This is a genomic window from Gimesia fumaroli (assembly GCF_007754425.1).
Classification (GTDB): domain Bacteria; phylum Planctomycetota; class Planctomycetia; order Planctomycetales; family Planctomycetaceae; genus Gimesia; species Gimesia fumaroli.
Genome location: NZ_CP037452.1, coordinates 6,989,899 through 7,002,983, shown reverse-complemented (window position 1 = coordinate 7,002,983; position 13,085 = coordinate 6,989,899). Strand labels below are relative to the sequence as shown.

Sequence of the window (13,085 nt, the reverse complement as noted above, 5' to 3'; positions counted from 1 at the left end):
CTCGCTCTGGAAAGAGTTCAATGAAGCGGACTAACTTCCCAGTTCCTGCTTTAGTTCTGTAAATTGCTGACTGAGTTGCTCCAGCGATTCGGTCAGTGTATTCATTTGTTGTTTCAGTGATTGGTTATCGATCTGGAGTTGTTCCATCGCATCACGCATGGCGGTTAGTTCGCTGGAAGCAGCTGGTGTGACAGGCTGTGCAGCTGATGTACTTTGAACTTCAGTTGGCTCATTTTCGGGCGCTGATTCAAAACCCAGTGTCTTGCCTTCTTTTTCCTGATACCAGTTGTGATCGACTTCGATGCCGCGCCGTTCAATGCTTCCATTCGATTGTACGTATTTTCGATCCAGAAGTCCCTTAAATTCTGACCGCAACTGGTCTAATGTCTCAATTGGAACCATCCGACTGGCGCGGCCTCTGAGTTCACCCATGGTTTGTCGGCCCCGCAGCCAGAGTTCAGTCAGAATGGCGAGTTGCGGTTCTGTAAATTCGAAACGATGTCGCATGTAGTGCCGATACCGTTCGGTGCGGCCGCTGTCAGAATGCACGACCGCCACGATGCCTTTCTCGCGAAGTGCGTCCAGCGTTTCAAAAACTTGTGATTCACTGTAGTGCGAGATCGGATCGCGGTTACTTTTTTGATTGCTGCCTGTTGTCACCGCTTTCAAAGTCAGCGGATACTGGTCGGGGGTGGTAAACGCTTTCTCAAGCAAAACGCCGAGCACGCGTCGTTCTGGTTTTGAGAGTTCCGTAATCGTGAGAAGATCTTTTTTTTCCTGAGTCGCATCGTTCATGATCTATCATATCTTCCTTAGTGTGTAGAAAGGATGAAACAAAAGTGTCAAATTTAATAACCACTATGCAGAATCTGTTTTGCCGCTTCCAGGCTTCCCTGTGCGACCTTGGTTAAGAACTCAAAGTCAAGCGTATCGACGGTGTCTGTAGGTTGATGGTAGTGCGGATTTCTCAGAAAACTGGTATCCGTAATCATTAATGCCGGATAGCCGGCATCCCAGAATGGGCTATGATCACTCAAACGAGTGGCCTGCAGCATTTCACCATTCTCAGGTACCTGCAATGCTTCCACGGGCAGGCCAGTGACTTTTTGCAAGCCTGCTTGAAATGCTTCGATGAGTGCTGTTGAATTTTGATTTCCGACAACGGCGATGAAGTCTCCGGTATCTGGATACAGGCCTACCAGTTCCCTGGGTAAGGTCTGGCTGCCTGGTGTGGGATCACAGTATCCGAGCATTTCCAGGGAAACCATGCCGCGCAGATCGGTCTGTTGCCCCCGATGAAACTGTGCATGTTCTGCACCACCCAACATGCCATTTTCTTCCAGATCAAAGGCAACCAGTTCGATGCCCCATTTCCAGTCTGAATCTTGAAACAACGGCAGCAATCTTCCAAGTTCCAGCAGCGTTGCGACAGCACTGGTATTATCGTCGGCTCCGGGTGTTTCAGGGCGGGTGTCGAGATGCGCGCCAATACAAAACTGTGGTTTCTCGGGAGCAGAGAGTCCGGGGTGCCGCGCAATCAGGTTTTGCCCCGAAAAGGTCGTCAGCAGGGAATCCTGTGCCTGAAAAGGATGTCGCTCGACTTCCCAACCCGAGGCTTCTAACTCTCGAATGACATACTGGCGGGCGTCTTCCAGTTCCGAACTTTCCGCGGGGCGCGTTGTGCGACAGAGCAGATCACAGTGCTCTTTTAAACGGCTGGTGTTTATATCCATCGTAGTGGCTTTCGATTCCTTGAAGTGCCTGCAGCTTGATGTGTTTCTGGTCTGTCTCTGTTTTATCCCGCTGAATTCGAACTCGAATCGCACCCGGGCTATGACTTCTGAGAGGTTTTATCACCCGCTGATTCTACGATAAACTGAAAATCTTTGTCACTGCGCAGCGAATCGAAGTCTGGCTCTTCTTCGATTAATTTCAATAAGCCGGATTCCAGACGTAGCGAGCGTCCCAGCCAGGAAAGGGCGTTTGCTTTATCACCGGCTAACGCAAAATAACAGGACAGATTATAGAGTACTACAGGTTCTTCGGCGTGGCTGTGGTAAGCTTCTTCCATCACAGAAATGGCTAATGGCAACTGATCCGTGCGTTTGTAACACCAGGCCATGCCCATCAGCGTGGTCAGATTTTCCGGGTCGAGATCATAGGCCCGTTGGAATGCATCCAATGCTTCCGGATATTGCTTTGCCAACTGGTGTGCCTGCCCCAGCAGTCGATTGTATTTTTCGGAATCTCGATCAGCTGGGTCGATGCGGGAAAGCTCGCGCAACGCCTGCTTGTGCATATCAAGCATAAGATAACCTTCGGCGGCGTTTAGATGCCGTTTGGGTCGTGAAGCAGGCAGCAGTACCATGGAAAAACCTATCGCTGAATAAAAAATAAAACCTTTGCCCCATTTTAGTGGATCGGGCAAAGGTTTTTCTATTCAACGTGCAACGATATTTTGCTCGTTCATTAAATTATGTGGCCGTGGTCATCGACCAGGCTTTATAGCCCCCCACCAGATCAATCACATTGTCGTACCCCTGTTTTTCGAGCAGACTGGCGGCGATCGACGAACGGTAACCGCCTTGACAATGCACGATCACGGTCTTGTCCTGCGGAATCTCGGCAAGTCGTTCCGGCAACTGATTTAACGGAATATTCAGACTCCCGTCGATATGCCCGGTGTCCCATTCTGAGGTAGTACGAATATCGAGAATCGTGGTCGATTCTTCCAGTTCCTTCAAAGCCTGTGCCGAAATTCGCCTTGTCTGCGATACCAGTTCCGGATGGTCCTTAAGACTGTTGAGCCCCTCTTTCAGGTACCCTTTGACGTGATCGAAGCCGATTCGGCCCAGCCGCATAATCGCCTCTTCAATTTGATCTTCCTCTTCGGCGATCACGACAATCGGCGCCTGCTTATCGAGCATCGTTCCCGCCCAGGTCGCATAACGGCCCTCCAGGCCGATATTCACGCTCCCTTTGAGGTGTGCTCCCGCAAAGTCGGTGGCATCTCTGACATCAATGACCTGGGCGCCGCTTTTCAACATTTTCAGGACTTCATCCAGAGAATACGCGTGCCAGGAAGCACTGATGGCTTCACTTAACGTCTGCCGGTCTTTCCGGTTTAAGATCGCATCGTGGACAAAATAATGCGGTGCTTCGGGAAGATCGGTCGTGACCATTTCAATAAACGCTTCTTTACTCATGGGCTGCAGTGCGTAATTGTATTTTCGCTGCTCGCCTAAAGTCGTCACGGCTTCACTGCTCAACTGCTTGCCACACATGGAACCAGCGCCATGTGCCGGATACACCAGAGTTTCATCGGGAAGAGGCAGAATTTTGTTATGCAACGAGTCATACAACATACTGGCCAACTCGTGCGCCGTCACCCCAATCGATGCCAGCAAGTCAGGCCGACCGACGTCTCCCAGAAACAGCGTGTCCCCTGTCAAAATCATCTTAGGCTGATTCGGGTTTTCGTCCAGATCGTATACCAGCATCGAAATTCCCTCGGGAGTATGGCCGGGTGTTTCCAGTGTGGTTAATTTGACTGACCCTAATATGAGCTCGTCACCGTCTGCGAGCGGTTGAAATGGAAACTCGGCTTCCCCTTTACTTCCCAGATAGATCTGAGAACCAACGGCTTTCTTCAACTCAATATGCCCCGCAATGAAGTCGGCATGAAAGTGAGTCAAAATCACATGCTTAATCTGAAACCCGTGTTCCCTGGCATCTTCCAGATAGATGTCAATGTCGCGTTGGGGGTCGATGACCACCGCCTCACGCGTTTTTTCATCGGCAATCATATAAGACGCCAGCGATAAACAATCTAAATAGTAACGTTGAAAAAACATGATTCACTTCCTTCTCTCTCGAATGGATTCTTACACACGGCACTGTGCTTTTTCGCCAGTCGCAACCTGATTCCAGGGCATTTTGGCGAGCATCATGGCCATTCCACACGTATCTGTAATTCCAGCAAACATCAGACCGGCTCCTACAAACGCCGACAGTCCACTGAACCAGGGATTCACAAACATGCCTAATAGCGCCCCGGTCAGCACGAGAAAACCAGCGGCAATTCGCACCTGTCGTTCCAGCGAAATCGTCTTCTTCCCACGATTTACAGGCAGCCCCATTTGATCCCAGGCTTTCGTTCCTCCCTCGACGCTGACCACGTTAGTGACGCCTGATTCAATCAGTTTCTGACACGCCATCGAAGAACGGTTGCCGCTTTGACAAATCACATAGACGGTCGCATCGCCATTTTCATTGGTCCGTTCTTTGATGTGATCTGCACACAGTTTGTCTAAGGGAATATTCACGGCGATCGGCGCATGCACTTCGCGAAACTCCGCCGGCGTCCGCACGTCAATTACATCGACGCCTTTTTCTTCATGAAGCTTTGCCAACTCGTCCGGTTTGATTGTTTTGACTTCTGCCATTTTTCCACCTCGTCATATCGTAATTTTACGACATATTGTTTTAAAAAAGATCACTTCTGGAAAAAACGTCCTTCAATGCAGGCCATCATTTTATTCAAGTGCGGCTCGGCAACCTGATAATAGACGCTACGACCTTCACGTTCACTTGTGAAAAACCCACACCGCTGCATCAGACGCAAATGCTCAGACGCGACGTTGCTGGGAATACCACAATCTTCTGCCAACTCGCCAACGGTATAGCGGCCGCGCAGAAGCAGTTGCACAATTCGAATTCGGGCAGGATGCGCTAAAACTTTGAGGCACTCTGCAGCCTCTTCCAGCGCCTGTCCGTTAAAATCGGGGGTTTCTTTTGTAATCATGGTCTTATTACCTCATGTATATAATATCGTGATATTACGATATGTCAATCACAATATTTCTGAATTTTCAGGAAATTCAAGAGCTGGAATTCATTCTTTGGTCATTGATTCTTCATAAATGTCTGGCAAAATAGAGACTTAGGACATTCACCAGAACCACCTTCCAACGAGGTCCTCCTCATGGCAAATCTGACTTTTCTGCAAAATGAACCACTGGGGAGACGTGCTTTCCTCAAAAATGGCACCCTGTTTCTGGCAGGAGTTTCTTCTCCTGCGCTGGGAATGCTATCAGCCCGTGCGGAAGAAACCAAACAACGAGGCACCGTGCGGGTCGGGTTAGTGACTGATCTGCATTACGCCGACAAGCCGCCCGCCGGCTCCCGACACTACCGCGAAACGATTGCGAAGCTGAAAGAAGTCGTGGGGCAGTTTCAGAGTGATCGACCCGATTTCGTCGTCTTTCATGGCGACCTGATTGATTCAGGGGAATCGCTGGAGCAGGAAAAAGTTCATCTGCAAACGGTCGTCAAAGCGATCTCGGCGATGCCGTTTCCCAAACATTATGTCCTGGGAAACCATTGTGTCGATCAGTTGAAAAAAGTGGAATTTCTGCAAGGCGTCGGCCAGAAGGCCTCTTATTATTCATTCGACAAAAACGGCTTTCATTTTGTAGTACTCGACTCCTGCTTCAAAAGTGACGGCACGCCGTACGGCCGCCGCAATTTCAAATGGACCGATGCCAACGTTCCCCCACCAGAACTGGAATGGTTGCAGACCGACTTAAAGCAGACCACTCATCCCACGATTATCTTTGCCCATCAGCCGCTCGATCTAAAAGACACTGATGCACATGCGGTTAAAAATTCATCCGAGGTTCGCAAAGTTCTGGAACAATCGGGTAAGGTCGCAGCCGTCTTTCAGGGGCACAGTCATCGTAACCACTATTCAGAGATCGGCGGCATTCATTACTGCACGATGGTCGCGATGGTCGAAGGGGCGGGCCTGTCAAATAATGGATACAGTACACTGGATCTTCTTGAAGATGGTTCGCTGGTACTGAATGGATTCCGAAAACAGGACGACTATCACTGGAAGAAAAGCTAATCGATGGTCGGTACCATCGCAGTGTGAGTGAAAAAATGGAACAAGGTGGAATCAATGTCGATTCGTCACCTTGCTCCATCTCACAACCACAAATTACGTCAACAATTACTAACTGAAACGCTTAGCGTTGTTGAAGTGCTACAGACTTCGATCCGTTCTTCAGAGCAGGATCAAGGTCGAATCGATCCAGATTCATAACCTTCGTCCAGGCAGCTGCGAAGTCATTGACAAATTTCTTCTGCGAGTCTTCACTGGCATACACTTCCGCGATGGCGCGCAACTGTGAATTCGAACCGAACACAAGATCGACCGAACTGGCCATCCATTTCATCTGGTCCGTCTTACGGTCGCGACCTTCATAAAAGTGCTCACACATGGGAGACTTCTGCCACTTCGTGTTCATGTCGAGCAGGTTCACGAAGAAGTCATTGCTCAGCGTTCCCGGACGCTTGGTAAACACACCCAGCGGCGATTTCCCGGAATTCGCATTCAGCACGCGCAAACCGCCCACCAGAGCAGTCATTTCCGGCGCAGTCAGCGTCAGCAGATTGGCACGATCGACCAGCATTTCTTCTGCAGGTCTGTCGTAAGTAGTACCGTGATCCTGATAGTTACGGAACCCGTCTGCCTTTGGCTCCAACACAGCGAATGACGCTACATCGGTCATTTCCTGAGTCGCGTCGGTACGCCCTGGCGCGAAAGGAATCTGAACCTCATGTCCGCCTTTCTTTGCCGCTTTTTCAACTGCGGCACATCCCCCCAGAACAATCAGGTCAGCCAGTGAGACTTTTTTACCATCCGACTGAGCACTGTTGAATTCCGATTGAATCTGCTCCAGCTTCGGCAGAACCTTTGCTAACGTAGCAGGATCGTTCGCTTTCCAGTCTTTCTGTGGGGCAAGACGAATACGTGCTCCATTGGCACCACCACGCATATCACTGCCACGGAAGGTCGATGCCGATGCCCACGCTGTCGAAACTAACTCGGGAACGGACAGGTCCGCTGCCAGGATTTTCGCCTTGAGCTCTGCAATATCCTGCTTATCGATCAATTTGTGATCGACGGCCGGAACGGGGTCTTGCCACAATTGTGCTTCAGGCACTTCCGGACCAAGACATCGCGAGACAGGTCCCATATCCCGGTGAGTCAGCTTGTACCACGCCTTGGCAAAGGCCTTAGCGAACTGATCCGGATTTTCATGGAAACGTTTGGAAATCTTTCCATAAGCCGGATCCATCTTCAAAGCCAGGTCCGTCGTGAACATCATCGGTGAATGAGACTTGGAAGGATCATGTGCATCCGGCACGGTTCCTTTCGCAGATTCCTCTTTGGGAGTCCACTGGTACGCACCTGCCGGACTTTTTGTCAATTCCCATTCGTAACCAAACAGATTATTGAAATAGCCGTTCGACCACTCTGTCGGGGTCGCAGTCCAAGCTCCTTCCAGACCACTCGTGATCGTGTCATCTGCGTTCCCTTTGCCAAATTTGTTCTTCCAGCCGAGTCCCTGTTCCGCAAGACTGGCGCCTTCGGGTTCGGGACCGACGTTCCCTTTAGGACTGGCGGCACCATGTGCTTTACCAAAGGTGTGACCGCCAGCTATCAAAGCCACGGTCTCTTCATCATTCATCGCCATGTTTCCGAAGGTTTCGCGAATGGCCTGCGCTGATGCCAGCGGATCCGGCTTACCACCGGGACCTTCCGGATTGACATAGATCAAACCCATCTGTGTCGCGGCAAGAGGGTTATCGAGTTTTTTATCATCTTTGTAACGTTTGCTACCCAGCCACTCACTTTCCGGTCCCCAGTAAACGTCCTTTTGCGGTTCCCAGACATCAGCACGGCCTCCGGCAAAACCAAATGTCTTGAATCCCATTGACTCCAGGGCGCAGTTACCGGTTAAGACCATCAGGTCGGCCCATGAAATTTTTCGGCCGTATTTTTGTTTGATCGGCCAGAGCAACCGACGAGCCTTATCCAGGTTTGCGTTGTCAGGCCAACTGTTGAGGGGGGCGAAGCGTTGTGTGCCATCCGATGCACCGCCGCGACCGTCAGACACGCGGTAGGTACCTGCACTGTGCCAGGCCATCCGAATGAACAACGGACCATAGTGACCGTAGTCCGCGGGCCACCAGTCTTGGGAAGTGGTCATCAATTCTTTGATGTCCTTCTTCACTGCTTTCAAATCGAGCTTCTGAAACTCTTCAGCGTAATTAAAATCTTCCCCCATCGGATTACTTTTGAGTGAATTCTGATGCAGGATGTCCAGATTCAACTGATTCGGCCACCAGTCCCCGTTTGACATGCCCCCGGCCGCAGTGTGTCTCTGGGACGGACTTTTTTGTGCACCCATCACCGGGCACTTACTGATATCCTGTTTCCCACCGTCTTTCGTGAGGGACGGATGTTTCTGGGCGAAGCCGGCCGTCGCGATGCAGAGCACCGAACAGCCCACTATGACACGAGCGAAGTGCGTTGTCTTGATCATGATCTCTCCTTGGATTTGGGTTGAAATTGAACGTGTTCCATGCGGAATGATGAATCAACGTCAGTTAATTATGGACCCGCACGTCTAATAATTCCAATGCATTCTGCGTATAGGTGCCATGCACCAAACGCATTGTTAAATCGCCGAGACCGAGGGATCACGTTGACATAATCCTCTTATATAACTGCACTTACAATCCATAACACCAAGCCGGAGCAATCGAAACTGCTGTGAAGATCCTTGATGCATCAATTGATGCAAGTCGTTTACTGACAATCAGTTAATTCTTTCCTGCCTTGGTGAAATGTACATCATTTTTCGTCGTCTTTCATTTGATCGAGCTTGATTCTGTTGACGTCGCGCTTGACCGGACGGATCAGGTGCCTGATACTAGCGGGAACCACTTCACAAACCCTTAAATGACTCGCTCAGAGGTATCACCATGCAGGCTGCGACAATGCGTTATCCATTAGAAGTGAAATCGAAAGAGACATTATTTGTTTTGACGCTTTCCCTTCTGGCTCTGATCCTCCTCTCCGGAAGCACCGCCTTCTCTGCTGAAAAATCGCGAGATCCCAATATCGTTTTCATCATCGCCGATGACCTGGGTTATCAGGAACTGGGATGTTACGGGCAGAAATGGATTAAAACGCCGCACATTGACAAGATTGCCAAAGAGGGAATTCGCTTCACGCAGTTCTATTCGGGCAACGCGGTCTGTGCTCCCTCCCGCTGCAATTTGCTCACAGGCAAACATCCCGGCCACGCCTACGTGCGCAATAACGGAAAACCTCAATATGTGCAGCACATGAAAGAAAAAGAGGGGTGGGAATATCCCGGTCAGCATCCGATTCCCGATTCGGAAATCACGATTGCTGAAATGTTGAAGCAGAAGAACTATGCCACCGGCGCCATGGGCAAGTGGGGACTCGGACATTTTGGGACAACCGGCGATCCGAATTTACAAGGCTTTGATCTGTTCTACGGCTTCAATTGCCAGGTTCACGCTCACAATCATTATCCCAAGTTTCTCTGGCGGAATCACGAGAAAGAAATTCTGCCGGGCAACGACCGGACCTTATATGGTAAAACGCATTCCCAAGATAAATTTGTAGAGAATGGGCTCGACTTTATTCGCCAGAATCAGGATCGACCGTTCTTTCTGTATCTGCCGTTTGCCATTCCGCATCTGGCGATTCAGGCGCCGGAAGAATCTCTGGCTGAATATCAAGGAAAGATCCCGGAAGAAAAATACAAGCACCGCGGCTACATTAAACACCCACATCCCCGCGCCGGCTATGCTGCCATGATCACGCATATGGATAAGGGCGTCGGCCAGATCATGGATCTCTTGCAGGAACTGAAACTGGACGACAATACGATTGTCTTTTTCACGTCTGACAATGGACCGACTTACGATCGTCTGGGAGGATCGGATTCCGAGTTCTTCGAATCGGCGGGGCCCTGGCGCGGGTTTAAAGGCAGCCTGTATGAAGGTGGTATTCGTGTGCCTCTTGTCGTGCGTTGGCCCGGTCATATTCAGCCGGGAGAAGTCACCGATCATCTGTCCGCTTTCTGGGATGTGATGCCGACGATTGGCGCTATCACAGGAACCAAAGCGCCGTCTGACATTGATGGCATCAGTTTCCTGCCGACGTTGCTTGGCAAACCGCAGCAGCAGAAACAGCATGAATATCTCTACTGGGAATTCCCGGCTTACACGGGCCAGCAGGCGGTTCACATGGGAGACTGGAAAGGGGTTCGACAAAACCTGTTAAGGAAGAAGAACCCGCAAATGAAGATTGAACTTTATAATCTCAAAACTGATCCAAGCGAACAACACGATGTCGCCGATCAGAACCCGGAAGTCGTCGCTCGGATCAAATCGATTATGAAAACGGGCCGAACTCCCTCGAAAACATTCCCGTTCCCTGCTTTGGATCAGCAGTAAGCAGGATCGGGATCGCTTTCGCTTCTTTTGTTGGAACGACTATTTTGAGACTTCTTTAATCCAGGCAAACAGGCTGTCTCCAATCTGCAGATAACCACTGGTAGCCGGGTGAACGGCGTTGTTTTGCCGTACCGTTTTCTCAGGGTTATGTGCGTTGAAAGGAACACTCTTAGCGGGATAATTGTGGACGCAATCCAGGTTTAGATGGGTTGGCACCAGATAAATCTGTTGTTTCTCTTTAGCTCCGAAGTGTGAGTTGAGTCGTTCAACGACATGGTGTTGATTGCGCTTGTATTGCCAGCGGGTCTGGCCACGACCGTTGGTAGTGCTAAATGCATCCTGAGTCGCCGCGGGAGGCACTGGCAACATCAAACCGATTTTGGTCTGGGGATTAAAATCGTGAATCATCTTCACCAGAATATCGAGGTGATTGATCATTGTGTCGGTTCGCTCTGCTATCGTTTCATCAGTGGCAGAGTAAACATCATTAGGTCCCAGAAAAATTGTGACCAGGTCCGGCGCTGTACCTGCGTTGAACTCTTTACAGTAACGGGGAAAATCCAGTTTCGGTTTCCCCTCTTGATCTGCATATAAAAATGGGCTGCCTCGCTCACGGTAGTTGCCGGTACGGGCTGTCTCTTTAAAGTGCGTCGCAAAACGTACGGCGGTCCAGCCACCATAGCCTTCATGCTGCACGCCTTCTTCGTTCTTCGGGTTATGCGAGCCAATCAGTTTCAGAGCAGGCCCTTGAAATTTCTGGCTCAGATCGCGAACATGTTTCGGGTAGATCGAGTTGTGTGTCAAACTGTCACCAATCATCAGGATGCTGGCCGTCTTCTCTTTTCCAGCATCCTGGGGAACAACACGAAGTCTTGATTCCTTTGAAGCAACAATCTGATTCTTCTGGTCGAGTACATTTAACGTGAATTTGTAATCGCCAACTTCTTTTTCTTCAGGAGTGAACGTCCAGCGTTCATTCTGTAAATGCCCTCTATTACAGTGCACGTCAAACACATAATTCGCGGGATTCAACACCAGACAAACGTTGTCAAAATAAATGTTGGTTTCCATTCCGGGAACCGCATAAATGATCTCAGGCAAAATCAACCGTAAAGGATCTTGCGCCTTCTGTTCGGTCTCAGGTTTCGCTGGTTCCTCTGCATGAGACGTACCACAATAAAGGAACAGGCAGAGATTGAAGAGTAATGCAAATCGAAATACAGAATTCATGTTGCTTCCATTTAAAAATCGGGTAACCAGACGAGTGTGCGAGGGAGACCAACAAAAGCAGCGTCTGTTGTCAGGCGACTTTCTTAGTTTCATTTAGTCGAAAATTATTCGAAAAAAGAGGGACAGGCAGTCAACCTGTCCCCCTAGTTTTTAGCATATGCGGCTGATTATTTTTTCCCGATGCAGTAAAGTTTGTCTGTCATCTTCAGATAGATTTTTCCGTCTGAGAAAACCGGAGTCGCGAGCGCAAAACCTTCCAGCGGGTTTTCGGAGACGACTTTGAACTGATCACCTTGATCCAGGACGAAGGTCGTACCATCTTCACGTGTAACGTAAATATGACCATCGGCCAGAATTGGTGAGGCACTGAATTTGTGACGGCTGCGAGGCAGGCGATCGCCCCAGATTTTCTTCCCGGTTTTGACGTCAAAACAGAGAACCTCGCCTTTGTCGGCACAGATGTAGAAGCGACCATTGATGGCGGCAGGTGTCGGAACGTCAGAGAAATCTCCCTTGGCTTCATTCGTCCAGGCAACATGCGACTTGGTTACATCGCCTTTTCCGCCCAGCTCAATTCCGGTCACGGAACCGCCGCGGGCGTAAGGAGCAATCAGAAATCCGTCGCTGACAACGGGAGAAGAGATCGAACGGAAGTATTTATGCTGTGTCGGATTCAAACCACCGGCCCGCCAGAGTTCTTTACCCGAACCGGCATCATGGGCGGTCACGTGATCGGCACCGAGTACATAAATCAGTTCTTTCCCATCCTGATTCACGACAACAGGAGTCGAATAACTCTGGTTGGCTTCTTCCGGTGCATCCAGATTTCGATCCTGCTTCCAGACTTCTTTTCCGGTGGCTTTATCAAAGGCGACAAGATAAGAGTTGTCACTCTGCATACAGGCGATGACAACCAGTTTATTCGTCAAAACGGGAGATGTTCCCAGGTCCCACCAGAGTGTATCTTCGCCATATTCTTTCTGCAGGTTTTTCTGCCAGAGAATTTTTCCTTCTTTATTGAGGCAGGCCAGATCACCGCTCTTGAAGTAGGCAAAGACAAATTGATCGTCGGTGGCCGGCGAAGGACTGCTGCCACTTCCTTTTTTGTGTTTCCCGGCGCGTTCTGTGCCGAAGTCTGTTTCCCATTTTTTCTTGCCGGTATTTTTATTCAGGCAGAGAACGCGGTTCTTTCCTTCGGAAGTAGTCGTCAGGAACAGATCATCGCCCCAGATCACGGGTGTCGAACCGCTGACGCCGGGAAAGTCGACTTCCCAGAGAATGTTTTTGTCGCTGCCCCAGGAAACAGGATAGCCGCTTCCCTCTGCGACGCCGTTGGAAGTCGGGCCGCGCCAGCCAGGCCAGTTGCCGGCAAACGTGGTGGATGCAATCAACAGAGATAGCGTGACTGTTGCCAATAAAGCTTTCATTTGGTTACCTCGGAATTTGTGAGTCTTTTATGAACTGATTTCAGAGATCAATTCTTTTATTTGGATGGATTACGTTTGTGG

Annotated in this window: 11 protein-coding genes; 2 read left to right on the top strand and 9 right to left on the bottom strand. The window is 50.0% G+C overall.

Annotated features, from left to right (window positions below; translation table 11 throughout):
• Window positions 1-30 precede the first annotated feature (30 nt).
• The 6 genes from Enr17x_RS26405 to Enr17x_RS26380 form a co-directional block, all read right to left on the bottom strand.
• The gene (locus tag Enr17x_RS26405) at window positions 31-795 is read right to left on the bottom strand and encodes a DUF480 domain-containing protein (protein ID WP_145312966.1); all 765 of its coding nucleotides are present in this window, start codon (window positions 793-795) and stop codon (window positions 31-33) included.
• 53 nt (window positions 796-848) lie between these two features.
• On the bottom strand, window positions 849-1,733 hold the full coding sequence (locus Enr17x_RS26400; RefSeq protein ID WP_145312964.1) for a M28 family peptidase: 885 nt from the start codon (window positions 1,731-1,733) through the stop codon (window positions 849-851).
• Window positions 1,734-1,831: 98 nt separating this feature from the next.
• Window positions 1,832-2,368 carry a tetratricopeptide repeat protein gene (locus Enr17x_RS26395; protein WP_145312962.1) on the bottom strand — a complete coding sequence of 179 codons (537 nt, stop codon included), beginning with the start codon at window positions 2,366-2,368 and terminating at the stop codon, window positions 1,832-1,834.
• Window positions 2,369-2,474: 106 nt separating this feature from the next.
• Window positions 2,475-3,854, bottom strand: a complete 1,380-nt coding sequence (locus Enr17x_RS26390; RefSeq protein WP_145312960.1) for an MBL fold metallo-hydrolase — start codon at window positions 3,852-3,854, stop codon at window positions 2,475-2,477.
• A 30-nt stretch (window positions 3,855-3,884) separates the two neighbouring features.
• Window positions 3,885-4,445 carry a rhodanese-like domain-containing protein gene (locus Enr17x_RS26385; RefSeq protein ID WP_145312958.1) on the bottom strand — a complete coding sequence of 187 codons (561 nt, stop codon included), beginning with the start codon at window positions 4,443-4,445 and terminating at the stop codon, window positions 3,885-3,887.
• 50 nt (window positions 4,446-4,495) lie between these two features.
• Window positions 4,496-4,804, bottom strand: a complete 309-nt coding sequence (locus Enr17x_RS26380) for an ArsR/SmtB family transcription factor (protein ID WP_145221875.1) — start codon at window positions 4,802-4,804, stop codon at window positions 4,496-4,498.
• A gap of 180 nt (window positions 4,805-4,984) precedes the next feature.
• On the opposite strand from Enr17x_RS26380, the gene Enr17x_RS26375 reads away from it, so the two are divergent.
• Window positions 4,985-5,908 carry a metallophosphoesterase family protein gene (locus tag Enr17x_RS26375; RefSeq protein ID WP_145312956.1) on the top strand — a complete coding sequence of 308 codons (924 nt, stop codon included), beginning with the start codon at window positions 4,985-4,987 and terminating at the stop codon, window positions 5,906-5,908.
• A gap of 121 nt (window positions 5,909-6,029) precedes the next feature.
• Here the strand turns inward: Enr17x_RS26375 and katG are convergent, their stop codons facing one another.
• On the bottom strand, window positions 6,030-8,396 hold the full coding sequence (gene katG, locus Enr17x_RS26370) for a catalase/peroxidase HPI (RefSeq protein WP_232100865.1): 2,367 nt from the start codon (window positions 8,394-8,396) through the stop codon (window positions 6,030-6,032).
• A gap of 442 nt (window positions 8,397-8,838) precedes the next feature.
• Here katG and Enr17x_RS26365 point away from each other — a divergent pair, with 442 nt between their 5' ends.
• On the top strand, window positions 8,839-10,347 hold the full coding sequence (locus tag Enr17x_RS26365; RefSeq protein WP_145312955.1) for an arylsulfatase: 1,509 nt from the start codon (window positions 8,839-8,841) through the stop codon (window positions 10,345-10,347).
• A gap of 39 nt (window positions 10,348-10,386) precedes the next feature.
• Here the strand turns inward: Enr17x_RS26365 and Enr17x_RS26360 are convergent, their stop codons facing one another.
• Window positions 10,387-11,577 carry an SGNH/GDSL hydrolase family protein gene (locus tag Enr17x_RS26360; RefSeq protein ID WP_198000822.1) on the bottom strand — a complete coding sequence of 397 codons (1,191 nt, stop codon included), beginning with the start codon at window positions 11,575-11,577 and terminating at the stop codon, window positions 10,387-10,389.
• A 167-nt stretch (window positions 11,578-11,744) separates the two neighbouring features.
• A complete protein-coding gene (locus tag Enr17x_RS26355; RefSeq protein ID WP_145312951.1) occupies window positions 11,745-13,004 on the bottom strand; it encodes an outer membrane protein assembly factor BamB family protein in 1,260 nt (419 codons plus the stop codon).
• Between the last annotated feature and the right edge of the window lie 81 nt (window positions 13,005-13,085).